The following is a 19,419-nucleotide window of genomic DNA, read 5'->3' as shown; positions in this document are numbered from 1 at the left end:
TTACGCTTGTGCGTAGCTACCTTGTGTCTTTTACGTTTCTTACCACTTGGCATAGTGCGTCTTATTTATTGATTATTAATTTTTTACTTAACTTCTACGTTAGTTTTTACACCTTCAACAAACACTTTCGCTGGCTTAAAAGCAGGAATATTGTGTGCAGGTATTTTGATTGTAGTATTTTTAGAAATGTTACGCCCAGTTTTTTCTGCTCTCGTCTTGATGATGAAGCTTCCAAATCCTCTTAAGTATACATTGTCTCCACTCTCTAAAGAACTTTTTACTTCTTCCATGAATGTTTCAACAGTTGCCTGAACATCTCCTTTTTCAATTCCTAGTTTTTCTGAAATTTTTGCTACAATATCTGCTTTAGTCATTATATTACCTATTTAGGGGTTTTTAAATTTTCAAGGGGGCAAATATAGCAATTTAAAATCCAAAATATCAATACTTAAGATGAAATTATCATCTTTTAATGGTTTAATTTTACAAAACTTAAGAATTCCTTATGATTTTCTCTAAAAAACTCATTTCGTGGTACTTACAAAACAAAAGATCGATGCCCTGGCGAGAAACTATCGATCCCTACCGTATTTGGTTAAGCGAAATTATCTTGCAACAGACTCGAGTTGCGCAAGGATTGCCTTATTATTTAGCTTTTACAGAGCAGTATCCAACCGTTTTCGATTTGGCGAATGCAGAAGAGGAACAAGTACTAAAATTATGGCAAGGTTTAGGGTATTATTCGAGAGCTAGAAACCTACACACTACTGCAAAATATGTTGCCAATGATCTTCATGGTGTTTTTCCCACTTCATATAAAGAGTTATTAAAACTTAAAGGAGTAGGAGACTATACTGCTAGTGCTATTGCCTCTATTTGTTATGATGAGGTAGTACCTGTGGTAGATGGAAATGTATATAGAGTGTTATCCAGATATTTTAATATTAGTACTCCTATTAATAGTACAGAGGGAATAAAGGAATTTAAAAAAGTGGCGATAGAGGTTATGGAGCAAGAGGAACCTGCTACGTACAATCAGGCAATCATGGAATTTGGAGCTTTACAATGTAAACCACAAAATCCTTATTGTATAGTATGTCCTCTAAATGATAGTTGTGAGTCTTTGCAAAAAGGAACTGTAGCGTCATTGCCAGTAAAATTGAAAAAATTAAAAGTTAAAAAACGATATTTTAATTATTTGATCTTTTTGGTAGACGATAAGCATACAGTGATTCGTCAGAGAACAGGAAAAGGAATATGGCAGAATCTATATGAATTTCCATTAATCGAAAGCGATAAAGATGTGAATTTGGAATATGTAGAAAAGCATGAAATACTAAAGGAAAGTATGTCAACCTCTTCCTATAATATAACTGTGTATGAAGAAGAGTTTAAAATTCATAAACTTTCGCATCAGCACCTGTACACACGGTTCTATATTATAAGGACAGATAATTCTCCTAAGTTTGATGATTCTTATCAGTTAATACCTATTGATAAAATCAAAGAATATCCTGTTCCTATATTATTAGGTAATTTTATAGATTCCTTTTTTAAGGTATGATGCTTTTTTATTACATTTACTATAATTAATAATAAAGAATATGTCTGGAACGTTGAATAAAGTAATGCTTATTGGCCATACGGGTGATGAGGTAAAGATGCATTATTTTGAAGGAGGAAACTGTATTGGTAGATTTCCACTGGCAACTAATGATTCTTATGTAAACAAAACCACAGGAGAAAGAGTTACTTCTACCGAGTGGCATAATATAGTAGTACGTAATAAAGCTGCAGAGATCTGCGAAAAGTATTTAAAAAAAGGAGATAAGGTATATATCGAGGGTCGTCTAAAAACCAGGAAATGGCAAGACGAACAAGGAAAAGATCGATATAGTACCGAAATACAGTGTACTGATTTTACATTTTTAACACCTAAAACTGAAGGTCAGCACTCTGAAATAGTTCCAGAAAAACAACCAACTATGGGTAATACTCCATCGGTTAGTACACCACAATCGGTTACATCTTCGCCAACAGAAATGGAAGAAGATGATCTTCCGTTTTAATTTGTTTAACTAAAGAGCTATAATTTGGACCCTGATCCTGAACCGTTATTTATTGTTTTAACAACTTTTGATTCGATGCAGGCAATCAATCTGATTGTCCTTGTTATACTATTGATCTGTTCGGCATTGATCTCCGGCAGCGAAGTGTCTCTATTTTCGCTTACGCCTTCTGATCTAAAAATAGAAGGAGAAGAAGAAACAATTCATCAAAAAATAATCTCAAAACTACTAAGCAAGCCAAAAAAACTATTGGCTACGATTTTGGTAGCTAATAACTTCATCAATATTGCTATTGTATTGCTTTTTAATACTCTAGGAGAGGTGTTTTTTAAAGATCTTGATGATTTAGTAATTCCTTGGGCCACCTGGATTGATGTGCGATTTGTAGTAGAAGTAATTTTGGTGGCTTTTCTAATTTTATTATTCGGAGAAATACTACCAAAGATATATGCGAGTAGAAATAAAGTAAAGTTTGCAAGTTTTATGGCGCGTCCTTTGCAGTTTCTAGATTGGATCATTACTCCAATTAGTTTACCTATGCGTAGTGTTACCTTATTAATTCACAATAGATTAGGAAAACAAAAATCCAATATTAGCGTAGATCAACTTTCACAGGCCTTAGAGTTAACATCGGATACTGATACTACTTCCGAAGAAAAGAAAATATTAGAAGGGATTGTATCTTTTGGAAATACAGATACCAAGCAGGTGATGAAGCCTAGGATTGATATTTTTGCGTTAAATAAAGAAAAGAAATATGCAGAGGTACTTCCGGAGATAATAAAACAAGGATATTCGCGTATTCCTGTATATGAAGATAGTATCGATAAAGTGGTAGGGATTTTATATGTAAAGGATCTTTTGCCATACATTAATCATAAAGACTTTGATTGGGTTGGTTTAGTTAGGGATCCCTATTTTGTTCCTGAAAACAAAAAACTAGATGATTTGCTAAATGATTTTAAAGATAAAAAGAATCATTTGGCTATTGTTGTAGACGAGTATGGAGGTACAAGCGGACTAATTTCTTTAGAAGATATTATCGAGGAGATCGTAGGAGATATTAGTGATGAATTTGATGATGTAGATTTGGTGTTTTCTAAATTAGATGATCAAAATTATGTATTCGAAGGAAGAACATCACTAAAAGATTTTTACAAAGTATTAAAACTAGAGGATCATTCTATTTTTGAAAATAAGAAAGGAGATGCAGAAACGATTGCTGGTTTGTTGCTGGAAATGTCAGGAAGTTTTCCTAAAATAAATGATACAATAACGCTGGAACAGTACGTTTTTAAAATAGAATCTTTAGATAATAAGCGTATTAAGAGGATAAAACTAACAATTAATGAGGAAGAGTAGGTTATACATATTTTTGACTTCTATCATAATAGGAGTATTGTATTCATGCGGAGGTGAAACCTTGCCAAAACCAAAAGCAATGTTGCGTTTATCGTATCCATCTCCAAAATATGAAAAAGCCTTGCTAGATTGTTCGTATTCGTTTGAAAAAAATAGTTTAGCATCTTTTCAGAAAGCAAGAAATAAAAAGGCTTGTTGGTATAATCTAGAATATCCACAGCTAAAAGCTACTATCTATTTGTCGTACTATGACATTGATAAAAATTTAGATTCTTTATTACGTGATGCTCAAAATCTAACTCAGGAGCATTTTATAAAAGCTGATGCGATACAGCCTAAGGATTTTGTATATCCAGAGAAAAAGGTCTATGGAAGAATATATGAAGTAAGTGGAAATGCAGCTTCTTCTTGTCAGTTTTATCTAACGGATAGTGTACAACATTTTGTCTCTGGTTCGGTTTATTTTAAGGTGAAACCTAACTACGATTCAATTCTTCCTGCTGCAAAATATCTAAGAAATGATGTAATCCATTTTATGGAAACAGTGCAGTGGAAAGAATAACGCTAAACGTTCGTTAATTTTTCTACATTACGAATTGTAGCTTATTTATTTTATTCATTTTTGCAGCTTATTAATTATCAATGCAACAGACTAAGCTCAAATGGATATACCTTGCGATATTGTCGTTAGTATGGGGTAGCTCATTTATTTTGATCAAAAAATCTTTGATCGGACTTACACCAATGCAGTTAGGTGCATTGAGAACCTTGTTTGCTGCGGCATTTTTATTTTTGATAGGTTTTCGTAGTATGAAAACCATTAAAAAGGAAGAATGGAAATGGGTTATAATATCGGGTTTTTTAGGAACTTTTATTCCAGCATTTCTTTTTGCTTTTGCAGAAACCGAAATAGATAGTGGCGTGGTATCGGTACTTAATTCGACTACTCCTTTAGTTACATTGATATTAGGAGTTGTGTTATTTTCTATAAACTTTAGCAGAAATCAGCTTATTGGAGTCATAGTTGGCTTAATAGGTTGTTTGGCACTTATATTAGAAGGAGCTTCTGTAAATCCAAATCAAAACTATTGGTATGCTGGTTTAGTTCTTTGTGCTTCAGTTTGTTATGCTACCAACGTGAATATTATCAAAAGGTATATGCAACAGATTTCTCCAATTGCCATTGCTAATGGTAATTTTATCGTGTTGGTAATTCCTTCGCTTATTGTTTTGTATTATTCAGATTTTTTTGAAGCTGAAGTTGTTCAAAGTCCAGAAGTACATACCAGTTTGATGTATATATCCATACTTGCGGTTGTAGGTACTGGTATCGCAAAAATATTATTCAATAAATTAGTGCAGATTAGCAGTCCCGTTTTTGCTACTTCTGTTACATACACCATACCTATCGTGGCATTGATGTGGGGATTATTGGATGGAGAGGAATTTTCTTTTTATCAGGTATTGGCAGCAGGGGTAATTATTCTTGGGGTGTATATTGCTAACAGAAAAAAATAAAGGTCCGTATTACTACGAACCTTTATCATCTTTTTTCTTGAATTAGATTTTATTTAAAATCTTCATCACTTACTCCTTCGTTCACTTTAATTTCTGAAACATTAAAATCGAATTTCTGAGGACCAGCAGCAATAGAGATGGTGTGTGGGAACTTAATTCCGTTTACCTCTTTGTAGTTGCTATATCCAACGGTAGAAGAAATCTTTTGTCCTCCTTGTTCTTGGATAACGATATCCTTTATTTTAAGTCCTGTTTCCGTATCAAAGAATGAAGTTTTCTTATCACTTATTTTTACCTTGTATGCTTTTCCGTTTTCGTATGGCTCTATTCCTTCTAGCGTAGCATCTGTATTCTTTAATTCAGAAAATGGATGTGAATCCTTTTTAGCATCAGCAATCTGGGCTTCTGTATAGTCAATTTTCTGGCCTTGCGCCATTACATACCCTTTAGTTCCATCAAAAACATTTTTGTTTACCGAATTTCCGCCGAATAAAATATTAGAAAGTGTTTGGCTTTTAGAGGTCACTTTAAGGATCATGTCTAAGGTAGCTCCTCCCATAGATGCTTGAGCTGTTGTAAATGTAGAAGTAACTGCTTCTAATTTATCTTTTCCTCCAATAGCTTTAAAATAAGCGTCAAAAACAGATTGAGCCGTAACTCCTTCTGGTAATGCAGCGTTATAATCTGGTTTTTCGGTTTTATTTCCGAATTTATCAAAATATAGGATAGGGATTTTCTTTCCTTCGAATTGGATTTTTTCAAGGTTTTCAAGAACATCACTCCCTTTACCAACTAATACAATTCTTGCTTTATCTAAATTAAAATATTTATTAGCAATTCTTTTGATATCTGCTTTACTAACAGCATTAATTTTAGCAATAAAAGTTTCATAGAAATCTTTTGGAAGATTCTGAGTTTTGATATCAATACTTCTAGAAGCAATTGTTCTATCGTTTTCAGAAGCTAGGATAAAGTTCCCTAAGAATTTTGCTTTTGCATTTTTTAATACTTCATCATCAACATCTTCCGTTCTGATTCTTTTGATTTCTTTTAATGTTTCTACAACAGCGCTATCGGTTACCATGTTTCTTACTTTGGCAGTAACTCGAAATGCAGTCTTGAAATTTTTATTTCTAGGCATTGTAGATCTCGCACCGTATGTGTATCCGTGCTCTTCTCTTAAATTCATATTTACATAACTACCAAAAGATCCTCCTAGGATATAATTAGTAACCAACGCAGCATGATGGTCTTCATCTGCCATTTTAAGATCAGAAATATTCATAATTGCCATTTCTGTTTGTACAGCGTTAGGCATATCGATAAAGTTGATCTGTCTGTATTGAGCATCTTTTACATCAGGAATACCAAATGAAGGTGCTTTTCCAGAGGTCCAAGAAGTGAAATACTTTTCTACAAGATCTTTGGCCTTATCGTTATTGATATCACCGCTAATTACCATATAGGCATTTGCAGGAACAAAGTTCTTTCTATAATATTTCTCTACATCTGCTAATGTAATATTGCTTACAGTTTTTTCCGTTATGTATTCTCCTGCAGGATGGTTTTTCCCATAAGCTAATACACTTCGTACTCTACTTGCAACAGCTTCAGCACTGTTTTCTCCAGATTTAATTCCTTCAATAAGTTTCTTTTTTTCTAGATCTAATTCTTCTTGTGTGAAATTTGGATTTAAAGAAGCATCTGCGAATAGTTCAATGATTCGGTCAGAGTATTTTGATAATGACTGTGCAAAACCGCCAGATGCACCAACATTTACAAACGCCCCAAGAAAATCAACTTCTTCATTAAAAGCGTCTTTACTAATGCTTTTAGTTCCTTTTCCCATCATTTCTGAAGCGATTGCTTCAATTCCGGCTTTTTCTCCTTCTGCATTTGGAGGATTGTCTAGGGACAAGCTTACTGTGATTCTTGGTAGCTTTTTATTTTCTACCACAAGTACCGTTAAACCATTACCCATTTTAAAGGTATAAGGTTCTCCTAAATTAATTACAGGTGTAGGTCCTGATTTTGGCATTTTAGATCGATCTATTTGCGCCTGAGCACTAACAGCAACCAATACAAATGCTATGATAAAGATTATATGTTTTTTCATCGTAATATTCTTTTTTATTATTTGCTCGACTCAGGTAAGTAGTCAAGATTAAGACGTTGGTTTTTATTTAAGTATTTTTTTGCAACGTTCTGAATGTCTTCTCTTGTAATAGATCTGTAAATGTCAATTTCTTTATTGATCAAACTAGTATCATTATATAGCATTTGGTATCTAGCTAATGAATTAGCGATCCCTTCTATACTAGAATTGGAATTCACAAAGTTATTTTCAAATTGATTTTGAAGTTTCTTAAACTCTCTCTCAGAAATCAATTCGTTTTGTAATTTTTCGATTTCAGCATCCATTTCTGCTTGTAGTTTATCCAGGCTTACATTTCCGAGAGGCAAGGCACCCATAATATAAGTTCCGTAGTCTTCTTGAGCATCTGTAAAAGCTAGTACCTGCAATGCCATTTTTTTGTCTTCTACCATATTCTTGTACATTCTAGAACTATTACCTCCAGTAAGAATTGTAGATATGTAGTTTAATACATAAGCATCTTTATCTGTTTGTTTTGGTGTTCTGTAAACCAGTACTTTTGCAGGAATCTGAATGTTGGCATCCTTCTCTGTTGCTTTGATCTCTGTAGTAATAGGATCTTCTTTGATTACGGTTCTGGTTATTTTATCGCCTGTATTTTTTATAGGGCCAAAATAATCAGCAATCATCTTCTTGGTGTCTTCAATCTGAATATCTCCTGCTACGACTAAAGTTGCATTATTTGGATTATAGAATTTTTTGTTGAAAGCAATAAATTCATCAAGTTTAGCAGCATCTAAATCTTCCATACTTCCGATCACAGATTGTCCGTAAGGATGCTTTTTGAAGATGTATTTGTTAATTCCAGTTCTGTAGATAATCTTTCCATAAGGAGCGTTATCTATACGTTGTCTTTTCTCTTCTTTTACTACTTCGTTTTGAGTATCTACACCTATCTTATTAATCACTGGGTGTAACATACGTTCTGATTCCATCCATAATCCTAGCTCTAGATTGTTAGATGGCAAAGTCTCGTAGTAGTAAGTTCTATCTTGAGTGGTATTTGCATTATTTCTTCCTCCATTGGCAGAAACGATATCAAACCATTTTCCTCTTTCTATATTTTTAGTACCCTCAAATAATAGGTGTTCGAAAAAATGGGCAAACCCTGTTCTTCCTGTTTCTTCATCTTTAGCGCCTACGTGATACATCACACCTACCGTTACAACAGGTGCTTTGTTTTCTTGATGTAGAATTACATGTAGACCATTATCCAGGTCATACTCTGTGTATTCTACTTCTTGCGCATTTCCTGATACTGCCATCAGGAATCCACAAGCAATTGTGTAAAGTTTAGTTTTCATTTATAACAATTTTGTTTATTGAATTTGTATGCAAAGATCGGATTTTGTTACAATTTAAACGAAAAAGAATTTTAACGTTGTAAATAGCTAGTTGCTAATAAATTAACAGTTCTTTAAGGGTGAAAGCCGTTTATTATCGATAAATTACTGTAAAAACTAAACAAGAAAATTATGAAAAAGTCTACTATTCCTGTTAAATATGGTGTTTTGATTGCAATTGGATTGATTGCTTATTTTTTACTTTTATCATTAGTTGGAGCACAAACCAACCCAGCTTTTAGTTTAGGTAATGGTTTTATTGTTGCTTATGGTCTCTACAGAGCAATGAGGGATTATAAGTTAGAAAAAGGAAGTCAATTTGAATATCAAAAAGGATTTATGGCAGGTTTATTCACTGGATTTAATGCTACTTTAATCTTTACTATTTTCTTTGCTATATACGTTACCAATATCAATACAAACTTTCTTCCAGAAATGCTGGCTAATTGGAGTTCACATTATCATGTAGGAGTTGGTATTGTTGTATTTGTAGCTGCCATAATGGGATTTGCTACAACTTTTGTGCTTACCTTATCCTTTATGCAATTATTTAAAGAAAGTTGGAATATTAAGAAAAAGCATCATTCTCACCCTATAAAGGCGTAAAATATTTGTCAGTTAATTAATTAGCAGTATATTTGCATCCGCTTATTTAATAGGCGGTTGTTCTTTAAATATAAAAAATTAATTAAACGTTACGCTATGTACGCAATTGTAGAGATAGCAGGGCAGCAATTTAAAGTTGCGAAAGACCAAAAAGTTTTTGTTCATCGTTTAGCAGGAGAAGAGGGAGATACAGTTTCTTTCGATAAAGTTCTTCTTACTGCAGATGGAGATAATGTTACTTTAGGCGCCCCGGCTATAGATGGAGCTCAAGTAGGAGCGAAAATCACAAGACACCTAAGAGGTGATAAAGTTATTGTTTTCAAGAAAAAGAGACGTAAAGGTTACCGTGTAAAAAATGGTCACCGTCAATCTCTTACTGAAATCGTAATTGAAAGTATTGTTGCTTCTGGAGCTAAGAAAGCTGCTCCTAAGAAAGAAACTAAGAAGGCTGAGCCAAAAGTAAAAGCTGAGAAAAAAGTAGAAGCACCAAAGAAAGCTGCTCCTAAAAAGGAAGCGAAAGCAGATGATCTTAAAAAGATTGAAGGTATTGGACCAAAAATCGCATCTACATTAGTAGAAGCAGGAATCGCCACTTTTGCTGATTTAGCAAAGACTGATGCTGCTAAGATTTCAGAAATCATCGCTGAAGTACGTGGTAACCACGTAACAGACACTTGGCCTGCACAAGCAAAATTAGCTGCTGAAGGGAAGTGGGACGAATTAAAGAAATGGCAAGACGAATTGGATGGTGGTAAAGCTTAATTGCTTCATTCAATTTTAAGTTTAACATAATAAAACCTAGAAATTATGGCTCATAAAAAAGGAGTTGGTAGTTCGAAGAATGGTAGAGAATCAGAATCGAAACGATTAGGTGTTAAGATTTTTGGTGGACAAGCTGCCGTAGCTGGAAACATCATTGTAAGACAAAGAGGTACAGCACATAAGCCAGGTGAAAATGTTTACGCTGGTAAAGATCATACACTACACGCTAAAGTAGATGGTGTAGTAAAATTCACTAAGAAAAAAGATAATAAATCTTATGTTTCTATAGTTCCTTTTGAAGCATAAGAATATTTTCCTTTGTAATAAAGACGAAGCCCTTTTCAAATAAACTTGAAAAGGGCTTTTTATTTGAATTAAACTTCTTTTAAACCTAAATTTTATGAAATTACTACTAAACCGAATTGTGCTTTGCTTTGTTTTTCTTTTGATCGTAAGCACTGTAGCCTCGCAGGAAATACCAAAATATGATTATTTAGAAATCATAGTTGTCCAAAAAGCTAATAATAGTGGAAGTATTAAAAGAATAAAGGTGGAAGAACAGGAGTCTTTAAAAGGTAAAGCGATTTCGATTAAAGAAGTTGAAGATCTAGATGGGACTTCAGATTTGTTGAATTATATGAATGCAGCCAATTGGGAGTTCGTAGACCGTCAATCTGTAGTTTCTGAAGAAAATGATCCGGTATGGATGAGTTATATTTTCCGGAAACGGAAATATTAACTTAAATATGGTATACTAGTATTGTAGATTAGGTTTGCAAATTTTTATAGCTTAAACCAATAAAAAAACTCCTTGTTTAATAAACAAGGAGTTTTTTGTAAATATATACGTTTTAAGATATTATCCTAATTAATATCTATAGTGTTCTGGTTTAAACGGTCCTTCTACCGTAACACCAATATAATCAGCTTGATCTTTTCTTAATTCTGTTAATTCTACTCCGATTTTAGCTAAGTGAAGTTTAGCTACCTTTTCATCTAAGTGCTTTGGTAACATATATACTTCATTTTTATAGTTTTCGCTATGTTTCCAAAGCTCTATTTGTGCTAAAGTTTGATTGGTAAAAGAATTACTCATTACAAAACTTGGGTGACCTGTTGCACATCCTAAATTCACCAAACGACCTTCTGCAAGAATGATCACATCATTACCATTGATATTATATTTATCTACTTGTGGTTTGATGGTGTCTTTTGTATTTCCGTAGTTTTTATTTAACCACGCCATATCGATTTCGTTATCGAAATGTCCAATATTACAAACAATTGCTTTGTCTTTAAGGGCTTCGAAATGATGTCCTTGTACAATGTCTTTGTTACCTGTAGTAGTAATTACAATATCCGCATTTCCGATTACAGTTTCTAGTTTTTTAACTTCGAAACCGTCCATTGCAGCTTGTAAAGCACAGATCGGATCTATTTCGGTAACCGTAACAATAGAACCAGCACCTCTAAATGATGCAGCTGTTCCTTTACCAACATCTCCGTATCCACAAACAATTACACGTTTACCAGCTAACATTACATCTGTTGCTCTTCTTATTGCATCCACCGCACTCTCTTTACAACCATATTTGTTGTCAAATTTAGATTTAGTAACAGAATCATTTACGTTAATTGCTGGCATAGGCAACGTACCGTTTTTCATTCTTTCGTATAAACGGTGAACCCCAGTAGTGGTTTCTTCAGAAAGTCCTTTAATACCATCCACTAGTTCTGGATATTTATCCAATACCATGTTTGTTAAATCTCCACCATCATCTAGAATCATATTTAATGGCTTACGATCTTCTCCAAAAAACAGTGTTTGCTCTATACACCAATCAAATTCTTCTTCATTCATTCCTTTCCATGCATATACTGGTATTCCAGCATCTGCAATTGCTGCTGCTGCCTGATCTTGAGTAGAAAAAATATTACATGAACTCCAAGTAACCTCTGCTCCAAGAGCTTGTAATGTTTCAATTAGTACTGCGGTTTGGATAGTCATATGTAGACAACCTGCAATACGAGCTCCTTTAAGAGGTTGTTCCTCTTTATATTCTTCTCTTAAGGACATAAGACCTGGCATTTCTGCTTCCGCTAGTTCAATTTCTTTTCTCCCCCAAGCAGCTAATGAAATGTCTTTAACTTTGTAAGGAACATAAGGTACTGTTTTGGTACTCATAGTATCTGTTTTATAGTTATCAAGTGCAATAATTTTAGTATTTCGCACCAAATTATTCTAAATTCGTTTCTCGAAAATTAAGGTCTTCACTCCTAATTTTCAGTTTGCAAAGGTACATAATAACTTTAAGAATTCGCATGCCTCTTTACAAAACTATAACAGTAGATGAAACCACTAATATATTGATTTGGAAGATAGAAGAGTCTTTTGAAGATCTGTCTGATGGAATTGAACTTACGGACCATTGTCAAAATAGAGTTGACAATATGAAATCTGATCTGCATAGAAGAGGATTTATGAGTGTTCGTCATTTATTAGCCATTTTTGGATATACAGATCATGATTTATTCTATGATGATTTCGGGAAACCACATTTAAAAGATGGAAAACAAATTTCTATTACACATTCCTATGAATTTGCTGGTGTTATAATTAGTGATAAATTAGTGGGAATTGATATCGAAAAGCAACGAGATAAGATTGTTAGGATTGCTCATAAATTTGTGGAATCAGAACAGGAATTTGTCGAGCAATTTCAAGAAGAAAAGGTTAGGGTTTTGACGGTTATTTGGGGGGCCAAAGAGTCTTTGTACAAATTATATGGAACGGCAGGTCTTAGTTTTGAGCAAAATATTCATGTAACACCATTTAATCTCGGAATGCCTTTTACAACGGCAAGTTTACATTATAAAAACAAAATTAGCTATTATGATATTACTTTTTTAGAGTTTGAAGGCTTTACCTGTGTATATGCTTTACCAATATAAATCATTTTTTAAAATAGAAATAACTAGGTTTTACACGTTTTTATTTTATATTGATAAACCGAATAATAAATATCAAATAGGCTTTCGAAGCGGAAACTAACTGTTAAAATTGAAAACAAGATTGAATACTGTGTTTTTGTTTCTGACTAATAAAAGAATTTACAAAAGTGAATATTACAGATAAAGATATTAAGCTGATAACCTCAAAAGGATTAACTGTAGAACGGGTATTATCCCAGATAGAAACCTTTAAAAATGAAATTCCCTTTGTTGCATTAAGGAGTGCGGCAAGTTTAGAGAATGGTATTTTGAAGTTTTCAGACCATTATCAAACCGAATTAACTAAGTTATATGAATCTAAGTCCGCAGATTTAGATACGATTAAGTTTGTTCCTGCATCTGGTGCAGCAACTAGAATGTTCAAAGACCTATTTAAGTTTTTGGATAATTACGAATATAAAAAAGAGAGTTTGAATTCTTATACGAATCACGAAAAAGCAACTGCTATACGTTTATTCCTGATTGGTTTAGAAAAGTTTCCTTTTTATGAAACTGTAATGCAAGATGTGAAGAATTCGTATCCTAATTTTGAGTCTCTTTCTGAAGGACGTCAGTTATATATATTTATTGAGATGATGTTAAAAGAAAAAGGTTTGAATTTTGGTTCATATCCAAAAGGTTTATTACCATTTCATAAATATCCAAATAGTATAGCTACTTCTTTCGAGGAACATTTATACGAAGCTGCAGGGTATAATAAGAGCGTTAATGGAGATTCTAAACTGCATTTTACTATTTCAAAAGATCACTTGGATGCATTTAAAGATGAGTTTGAGAGAATTAAGAAAAAGGTAGAGGAGAAAACAGATACTAACTTTATCATTACTTATTCTTTTCAGAAATCAGAAACAGATACTATTGCAGTAGATGAAAATAACGAACCTTTCAGAACGGAAAAAGGTTCCTTGTTTTTTAGGCCTGGAGGGCACGGAGCATTGATCGAAAATTTAAACGAACTGGATTCTGATATTATCTACATAAAGAATATTGATAATGTGGTCGTTCGAAAATATCAGGATGAGGTTTCTGGATATAAAAAGATACTGGCCGGTAAGTTGATAGAAATTCAGGAAGAAGCTTTTAGAATATTACATGCTATTGACAAAAAACCCCCAACTGAAGCAGAGCTAACTGACATAAAGAAGTTCTTGGTAGAGCAACTTAATGTTCGTTTGCCTTTAGACTTTGACAAATTTTCTGAGAAGTATAAAATCGAATTTTTACAGGAATCTTTAAATAGACCGATCAGAGTTTGTGGGATGGTAATTAATGAAGGAGAACCTGGAGGAGGACCTTTTTGGGTTAAGAAAGATAATGGAAGGTTAGTGTTACAGATTATAGAAACCCCTCAGATCAATACACAGGATCATAGACAACGTGAAATATTGGAAAGCGCTACTCATTTTAATCCGGTAGATCTGGTTTGTGGAGTTAGAGACTATAAAGGAAATAAATTTGACTTAACGCAATATATTGATCCAAATGCTGGATTCATAACTACTAAATCATTAAATGGAAAAGTTTTGAAAGCGCTAGAACTTCCAGGATTGTGGAATGGTGCTATGGCAAATTGGATTAGTGTTTTTGTGGAGGTTCCTCTTACTACTTTTAATCCCGTAAAAACTGTAAATGATTTGCTTAAATCTGCTCATCAAGTAAAACTTTTTTCGTGAATACTTCTGTTCTTCTCAGCGAATTGAAATTTAAATCTGTACGAAGTTCTGGAGCTGGTGGTCAACATGTAAATAAGGTGTCCACTAAAGTAGAGCTTAGTTTTCATATACAAGATTCAAAAGGGATTACAGAAGAAGAAAAAGTAAAGATTTATAATAAGCTTGCTTCTAGAATAACAAAATCTGGTCATTTGATCTTACAATGTGGTGATACAAGAAGTCAGCACAGAAATAAGGAACTTGTGATTACTAGATTTTTAGATGTTCTAAAAGCGAGCTTACAGGTGAAAAAGTCCAGAAAACCATCAAAGCCTACAAAAGCATCTGTCAAAAAAAGGTTAGAGAATAAAAAACAACATTCCTTAAAAAAATCAAATCGTAAAAAACCACTTTTTTGATTTGCTGCATTTGTCAAAAAGTGTGTAAAATTTCTACACTTTTATGTGGATTTTACGAGTTTCCACAGTTTTTTGATTTTTCATTTAATTTGTAATTAACTGTTTTACAGTGTTTTGTAATTTTTTCCGTATTACTTATTTTTTGGAACAATTATTCCTTTCTATATAATCGTAAAACCAGTTTTTACATATTAACAAAATGAAAAATTTACAAATGATCATCGCGATAGTAGTAAGTATTATTTCAGCACAAGGAGTGATAGCACAGGATGAGTTAGCTGAAAATGATGGATGGGAGTTTATGGATTACGAATATGAGCTGCAAGAATATACTGAAATTGAAATTGTAGAATTACCTATGATGGTTCAGGATGCAGCCGCTAAGGATTTTGAAAACTTACGTATTTATAGAGCTTATATATCTAAGGATAATACCTATAAAATTGTCCTTAAAGGTAAAGATAACTATACTAAAGTTGTATTTGCAAGCGCTAATGGCGAATGGATTAAGCCAGACGACAAATCTTAAATCTAGGGGTAGAAAAGGATATCGTTTTGCAACCAAAAGACGATATAAAGTTGTTTAGTGCTAAAAAGAGACCCAATCCCAAGGGTCTCTTTTTTATTTTTTACGTTTCTTTGAAGAAGAGAATTATTAAATGTATTTAATATTTAATTTTATATAATACATTTAGAATTAAATGATATCATATGTCCAAATTACTGATTGTTGAAGATGATGTGGCTTTTTGCACAATGCTTAAGACTTTTTTACAAAAAAAAGGATATGAAGTATCAACCTCATTTTCTGGTAGTGAAGCTGTTTTACAAATTCAAGAACATACATTTGATATAGTCCTTACAGATGTTAGACTGCCAGATAGAGATGGAATTACTTTATTAGATGATATTAGAGCAAAAAATCCAAAAACTCAAGTCGTTATTATGACTGGTTATGCCGAAATTAATATGGCAGTTAGTGCTATTAAACAAGGGGCTTTTGATTATGTTTCTAAACCATTTAATCCAGATAAAATACTACAAATTTTAGAAAATGCCTTAAAGGTAAAGGATGTTTCTCAACCCGTAAAAAAAGAATCTTCTAAAAAAGAAGAGGTAGTAGTGTCTCAGAATAATTCCTTTGTCAAAGGAGTTAGTGATGCATCCAAAAAACTAAATGAATATGTAGCTTTAGTGGCTCCTACCAGAATGTCTGTTTTGGTAATTGGTGATAGTGGTACAGGAAAAGAATATGTAGCTAGTAGTATTCATAAAGCAAGTAAGAGAGCAGATAAACCTTTTGTTCCCGTAGATTGTGGAGCAATTCCTAAAGAAATTGCTTCCAGTGAATTTTTTGGACATATAAAAGGTTCTTTTACGGGTGCTGTTAATGATAAGGTAGGTCATTTTGAAGCAGCGAATGGAGGAACTCTATTTTTAGATGAAATTGGAAACCTAAGTTATGAATTACAGGTACAGTTGCTAAGAGCATTGCAAGAAAGAAAGATTAAGCCTGTAGGAAGTAATAAGGAGATAGAAGTAGATATTCGAGTGATTGCAGCTACCAATGAGGATTTAAGTAATGCTGTAAAAGAAGGAGAATTTAGAGAGGATTTGTATCACAGACTAAATGAATTTTCAATAAAAGTTCCACCTTTAAAGGATAGAATTGAGGACTTAATGTTGTTCGCAAATTATTTTCTCGAAGAGTCTAATATAGAGCTAGATAAGCACGTTGTAGGTTTTGCAGATGAGGTTCTCGATACATTTAAGAAATATGATTGGCCTGGAAATCTAAGGGAATTAAAAAATATCGTAAAAAGATCTGTGTTACTTTCGCAAAATGATATGATTACCCTAGATGTATTACCAAATGATGTGGCATATGCTTCACATAATGCGAAACAAACCTATGGGTTGTTTAAAAACCAAAATGAACAAGAATTGATTTTGGATGCCTTAGAAAAAGCTAATGGTAATAAAGCAAAAGCTGCACGCATGCTTGATATAGATAGAAAAACACTTTACAATAAATTAAAGCAATACGATATAAGTCTTTAGTGTTTTACTTTAAGCTTATCAATTAGGTTTTCTATCTTTTGTATCCCTTCTTTAGTGAGAGAAAGAACTTCTTCAGAGTTTAGTTCGTAGTCATCCAGATGTTCAAGTGTATCTAATATAGGTACGATTTCCTTGGCTTTTATCTGTTTAAACATAGGTAGCATTTTATGTGCTAACCTTTTAATTTGTTCTAGATCGCCATCATTAGTTGATACTGCTGTTTTTAATTCTTTTATATGGTCTGTAGTACTATCGCAAAAGGTTTCTAAAATAGCATAAAGAGATTCAGAATCTCCGTGTGCAAAAAGCATCAGATCACTTAAAGAATAATCGGATTCTTCTTCCTGATCAGTAATTGGGTTTTCGTATTCGATATCAGGCGCATCAATTTTTAATACGGATGCAACCAGATCTATAAGTGACTGTGGTGCGTATGGTTTTCGCAAGCTACTAGAAAAACCTGCTACTTCATATTCCGATGCTGTAGTATCGGTTCTGCCTGAAAGTGCGATAATTGGAGTATCCACATATTTTGAGTCTTCTTTTACATTTTTCAAAAGTTCGAAACCATCCATTTTGGGCATTTGAATATCTGTAAGAATAAGGTCATAGCTGTTTTTTTTGAGAAGTTCAAGAGCATCTAAACCATTTTCACAGATATCATAAGATAATCCCATAAGTGAAACAACTTCACTAGTTAGATCTAATTGACTTAAGTCATCATCTACAATGAGTGCTCTTTTATTTGTGAAGTGTTCTATTTTTGCTACTTCATGTTCTTCTTCAGGGATTTGATTTTTAGCAAGTTTAATAGGTATGCAAAACGTAAAATTACTTCCTTTATTAGGTTCACTTTCTAAGCGGATTTTGCCATTAAGTAGTTGGATTATTTTCTTTGTGATAGCCAGGCCTAAACCAAATCCACCATACTTTTTTTCAGTGTCATCATCGCCTTGAGAAAATTCTTCGAAGATATATTTTTGTTGCTCTTTTGTAATACCAATTCCTGTATCCTTAACAGAGATTTTCAGTTCTTTTTCTGCTAGCCCGTTTTCCGTAATTTCTGCATCAATCGTAATGGAGCCTACGTCCGTAAATTTATACGCATTATTAAGCAAGTTAGTAAGTACCTGCTTGATACGGAAGGGATCTCCTAAATATTGTTTTTTTAGTTCATTTTTGGTGTTGATAAAAATATCAAGGTTTTTAGCATCATTTACTGGTATTACGCTTGTAATGGTATTTATTATTAATTTTTTTGGAGAAAAGGGTAATTCTTCGATCACCATTCTACCAGCCTCTAATTTTGATAAATCAAGCAAGTCATTCACTAAATGCAGAATGTAATCCGATGATTTTTTGAGATGGCCTAGATAATGTTTTTGTTTATTGTTTAATCCTGTTTTTTCTAATAAATCGGAATATCCAATCACTGTGTTTAGAGGAGAACGTAGATCATGAGTAACCGTGTTGATTAAAGATTCTCGGGTTTTTAATAAAGACTCTGTGTATGTTTTTTCATTCTCCAATTCATTTCTGAATTTCTGACTTTTAGAAATATCACCAGTAATTAATACAATAAAAATAATAGCAATGACAAGACTTATTGCAGAGATAATAATGATAAACGTAAAGGTTTTATCCATGACCTCACTCGAAGCTTGGAATCTCTTTTTAAATTCGTTTCTCTCGTTTTGTTCAATATGAGCTAAAATATCTCTTAATTTTTGAGTAATAACCTGATCGTTTTTTAAGAGTTTATTTTCTTTATACCAAATCTCATATCTATATCTCCGGTCTTTTGCTTCTAATTCTGCAAGTACTTCCTTTACCGTATTGGTAAGAGATTCTACTGTTTCGTTGGTTAACCTTTTTTCATTGTCCTTTTTTAATAATTCTATCACATTAGAAAAAAGTTTTCTCTTATCAGGAGACTTGTCTTTAAAACGTTTTTCATAGTTGGTGTCATAATCTTCGAAGTTAGCATTGGTCTTTTTTAACTCATCTATAGCTGTTTGATAAGTACCTTTTCGATTACGTTGTTTATAAATGTCTATTAACTCTGCAAAGTTTTTATTTTTATTATCTACTAAAATTTTAATACTATCTATTTTTCTAATCTGAACACTATCGGAGGAAACGTATGCAAGTTGATCAATCGTATTAATAATAGAATCTACTTTGGCAGTGTAATTTTGAAATTTCTTGTTCTTATTAGAAGTTTGAATGATATTTCTTGTAAGGCTTTCCGCTTCATATAATCTGGTAATAGCTTCTCCGACAAGAACTAATTTTTCATTATTTTCATTCTTTATTTTAGTGCTTTCTGTGTAGTTATTTAATTGACTATAGATTATCCAAAAAGAAAGAACGGCCAAAACGGTCGCAAGACTATAGCTAATAATTACCTTTGATGTTATGGCACGTTTGGTATTTTTCATTGGTTTATATGTATTGAGT

Annotated in this window: 19 protein-coding genes; 14 read left to right on the top strand and 5 right to left on the bottom strand. The window is 32.9% G+C overall.

Translation table 11 applies throughout. The annotated features are described in order from the left end of the window. Positions 1–83: 83 nt before the first annotated feature. On the bottom strand, positions 84–374 hold the full coding sequence (locus ACWNT5_RS05280; protein ID WP_024768281.1) for an HU family DNA-binding protein: 291 nt from the start codon (positions 372–374) through the stop codon (positions 84–86). A 131-nt stretch (positions 375–505) separates the two neighbouring features. On the opposite strand from ACWNT5_RS05280, the gene mutY reads away from it, so the two are divergent. The 5 genes from mutY (at position 506) to ACWNT5_RS05255 (ending at position 4,949) form a co-directional block, all read left to right on the top strand. After that, positions 506–1,564 carry an A/G-specific adenine glycosylase gene (mutY, locus tag ACWNT5_RS05275; RefSeq protein ID WP_456516825.1) on the top strand — a complete coding sequence of 353 codons (1,059 nt, stop codon included), beginning with the start codon at positions 506–508 and terminating at the stop codon, positions 1,562–1,564. A gap of 40 nt (positions 1,565–1,604) precedes the next feature. Continuing rightward, positions 1,605–2,069: a single-stranded DNA-binding protein gene (locus ACWNT5_RS05270; protein ID WP_299604992.1), complete on the top strand. Its 465-nt coding sequence runs from the start codon at positions 1,605–1,607 to the stop codon at positions 2,067–2,069. A gap of 24 nt (positions 2,070–2,093) precedes the next feature. Next, positions 2,094–3,431, top strand: a complete 1,338-nt coding sequence (gene gldE, locus ACWNT5_RS05265) for a gliding motility-associated protein GldE (protein ID WP_299604994.1) — start codon at positions 2,094–2,096, stop codon at positions 3,429–3,431. Continuing rightward, entirely contained in the window at positions 3,418–3,993 is a 576-nt protein-coding gene (gene gldD, locus ACWNT5_RS05260) for a gliding motility lipoprotein GldD (protein WP_299604996.1), read from the top strand. The genes gldE and gldD overlap by 14 nt, the downstream gene beginning before the upstream one ends. Before the next feature lie 80 nt (positions 3,994–4,073). Next, positions 4,074–4,949 (top strand): DMT family transporter, encoded by an 876-nt coding sequence (locus tag ACWNT5_RS05255; RefSeq protein ID WP_299604998.1) that lies wholly within the window; start codon positions 4,074–4,076, stop codon positions 4,947–4,949. Between the two features lie 49 nt (positions 4,950–4,998). Here ACWNT5_RS05255 and ACWNT5_RS05250 read toward each other — a convergent pair whose 3' ends face one another. Together ACWNT5_RS05250 and ACWNT5_RS05245 are read right to left on the bottom strand one after the other, a co-directional pair. Beyond that, positions 4,999–7,065, bottom strand: coding sequence for a M16 family metallopeptidase (locus tag ACWNT5_RS05250; protein WP_456516824.1), 2,067 nt, complete (start codon positions 7,063–7,065; stop codon positions 4,999–5,001). A 17-nt stretch (positions 7,066–7,082) separates the two neighbouring features. Further along, positions 7,083–8,408 carry a M16 family metallopeptidase gene (locus tag ACWNT5_RS05245; RefSeq protein ID WP_299897717.1) on the bottom strand — a complete coding sequence of 442 codons (1,326 nt, stop codon included), beginning with the start codon at positions 8,406–8,408 and terminating at the stop codon, positions 7,083–7,085. Between the two features lie 171 nt (positions 8,409–8,579). Between ACWNT5_RS05245 and ACWNT5_RS05240 the strand changes: the two genes are divergently transcribed. From ACWNT5_RS05240 to ACWNT5_RS05225, 4 genes are all read left to right on the top strand, one after another. Continuing rightward, the gene (locus ACWNT5_RS05240) at positions 8,580–9,053 is read left to right on the top strand and encodes a DUF4199 domain-containing protein (RefSeq protein WP_299605003.1); all 474 of its coding nucleotides are present in this window, start codon (positions 8,580–8,582) and stop codon (positions 9,051–9,053) included. Between the two features lie 96 nt (positions 9,054–9,149). Further along, complete coding sequence (rplU, locus tag ACWNT5_RS05235; protein ID WP_299897724.1) at positions 9,150–9,815, top strand: 50S ribosomal protein L21; 666 nt, start codon at positions 9,150–9,152, stop codon at positions 9,813–9,815. Between the two features lie 45 nt (positions 9,816–9,860). Then, a complete protein-coding gene (gene rpmA / locus ACWNT5_RS05230; RefSeq protein ID WP_211073876.1) occupies positions 9,861–10,121 on the top strand; it encodes a 50S ribosomal protein L27 in 261 nt (86 codons plus the stop codon). 94 nt (positions 10,122–10,215) lie between these two features. Further along, complete coding sequence (locus ACWNT5_RS05225) at positions 10,216–10,554, top strand: hypothetical protein (protein WP_299897727.1); 339 nt, start codon at positions 10,216–10,218, stop codon at positions 10,552–10,554. A gap of 129 nt (positions 10,555–10,683) precedes the next feature. On the opposite strand, the gene ahcY is transcribed toward ACWNT5_RS05225, so the two are convergent. Next, positions 10,684–12,000 (bottom strand): adenosylhomocysteinase, encoded by a 1,317-nt coding sequence (gene ahcY / locus ACWNT5_RS05220; RefSeq protein WP_456516823.1) that lies wholly within the window; start codon positions 11,998–12,000, stop codon positions 10,684–10,686. Between the two features lie 137 nt (positions 12,001–12,137). Here ahcY and ACWNT5_RS05215 point away from each other — a divergent pair, with 137 nt between their 5' ends. From ACWNT5_RS05215 to ACWNT5_RS05195, 5 genes are all read left to right on the top strand, one after another. Next, positions 12,138–12,767 (top strand): 4'-phosphopantetheinyl transferase family protein, encoded by a 630-nt coding sequence (locus ACWNT5_RS05215; protein WP_456516822.1) that lies wholly within the window; start codon positions 12,138–12,140, stop codon positions 12,765–12,767. A 167-nt stretch (positions 12,768–12,934) separates the two neighbouring features. Next, positions 12,935–14,500 carry a DUF4301 family protein gene (locus tag ACWNT5_RS05210; protein WP_299605015.1) on the top strand — a complete coding sequence of 522 codons (1,566 nt, stop codon included), beginning with the start codon at positions 12,935–12,937 and terminating at the stop codon, positions 14,498–14,500. After that, complete coding sequence (gene arfB / locus ACWNT5_RS05205; protein WP_299605017.1) at positions 14,497–14,898, top strand: alternative ribosome rescue aminoacyl-tRNA hydrolase ArfB; 402 nt, start codon at positions 14,497–14,499, stop codon at positions 14,896–14,898. Before ACWNT5_RS05210 ends, arfB begins: the two co-directional genes overlap by 4 nt. 199 nt (positions 14,899–15,097) lie before the next feature. Continuing rightward, entirely contained in the window at positions 15,098–15,427 is a 330-nt protein-coding gene (locus ACWNT5_RS05200) for a hypothetical protein (protein ID WP_299605019.1), read from the top strand. Between the two features lie 182 nt (positions 15,428–15,609). Next, positions 15,610–16,959: a sigma-54-dependent transcriptional regulator gene (locus ACWNT5_RS05195; protein ID WP_299605021.1), complete on the top strand. Its 1,350-nt coding sequence runs from the start codon at positions 15,610–15,612 to the stop codon at positions 16,957–16,959. Here ACWNT5_RS05195 and ACWNT5_RS05190 read toward each other — a convergent pair. Further along, the gene (locus tag ACWNT5_RS05190; protein ID WP_456516821.1) at positions 16,956–19,400 is read right to left on the bottom strand and encodes an ATP-binding protein; all 2,445 of its coding nucleotides are present in this window, start codon (positions 19,398–19,400) and stop codon (positions 16,956–16,958) included. The two genes, ACWNT5_RS05195 and ACWNT5_RS05190, sit on opposite strands and share 4 nt — an antisense overlap. Between the last annotated feature and the right edge of the window lie 19 nt (positions 19,401–19,419).

Source organism: Aquimarina sp. 433 (assembly GCF_054054605.1).
The sequence above is the reverse complement of the archived record's forward strand: the minus strand, read 5'-3'. Positions and strand labels throughout refer to the sequence as shown.

Coding starts and splice junctions, on each gene's coding strand:
- gldD (WP_299604996.1), top strand. CDS start 3,418: ATGAGGAAGAGTAGGTTATACATATTTTTGACTTCTATCATAATAGGA.
- ACWNT5_RS05255 (WP_299604998.1), top strand. CDS start 4,074: ATGCAACAGACTAAGCTCAAATGGATATACCTTGCGATATTGTCGTTA.
- ACWNT5_RS05250 (WP_456516824.1), bottom strand. CDS start 7,065: ATGAAAAAACATATAATCTTTATCATAGCATTTGTATTGGTTGCTGTT.
- ACWNT5_RS05280 (WP_024768281.1), bottom strand. CDS start 374: ATGACTAAAGCAGATATTGTAGCAAAAATTTCAGAAAAACTAGGAATT.
- rplU (WP_299897724.1), top strand. CDS start 9,150: ATGTACGCAATTGTAGAGATAGCAGGGCAGCAATTTAAAGTTGCGAAA.
- ACWNT5_RS05215 (WP_456516822.1), top strand. CDS start 12,138: ATGCCTCTTTACAAAACTATAACAGTAGATGAAACCACTAATATATTG.
- ACWNT5_RS05190 (WP_456516821.1), bottom strand. CDS start 19,400: ATGAAAAATACCAAACGTGCCATAACATCAAAGGTAATTATTAGCTAT.
- ACWNT5_RS05200 (WP_299605019.1), top strand. CDS start 15,098: ATGAAAAATTTACAAATGATCATCGCGATAGTAGTAAGTATTATTTCA.
- ahcY (WP_456516823.1), bottom strand. CDS start 12,000: ATGAGTACCAAAACAGTACCTTATGTTCCTTACAAAGTTAAAGACATT.
- ACWNT5_RS05270 (WP_299604992.1), top strand. CDS start 1,605: ATGTCTGGAACGTTGAATAAAGTAATGCTTATTGGCCATACGGGTGAT.
- rpmA (WP_211073876.1), top strand. CDS start 9,861: ATGGCTCATAAAAAAGGAGTTGGTAGTTCGAAGAATGGTAGAGAATCA.
- ACWNT5_RS05195 (WP_299605021.1), top strand. CDS start 15,610: ATGTCCAAATTACTGATTGTTGAAGATGATGTGGCTTTTTGCACAATG.
- ACWNT5_RS05225 (WP_299897727.1), top strand. CDS start 10,216: ATGAAATTACTACTAAACCGAATTGTGCTTTGCTTTGTTTTTCTTTTG.
- ACWNT5_RS05240 (WP_299605003.1), top strand. CDS start 8,580: ATGAAAAAGTCTACTATTCCTGTTAAATATGGTGTTTTGATTGCAATT.
- ACWNT5_RS05245 (WP_299897717.1), bottom strand. CDS start 8,408: ATGAAAACTAAACTTTACACAATTGCTTGTGGATTCCTGATGGCAGTA.
- mutY (WP_456516825.1), top strand. CDS start 506: ATGATTTTCTCTAAAAAACTCATTTCGTGGTACTTACAAAACAAAAGA.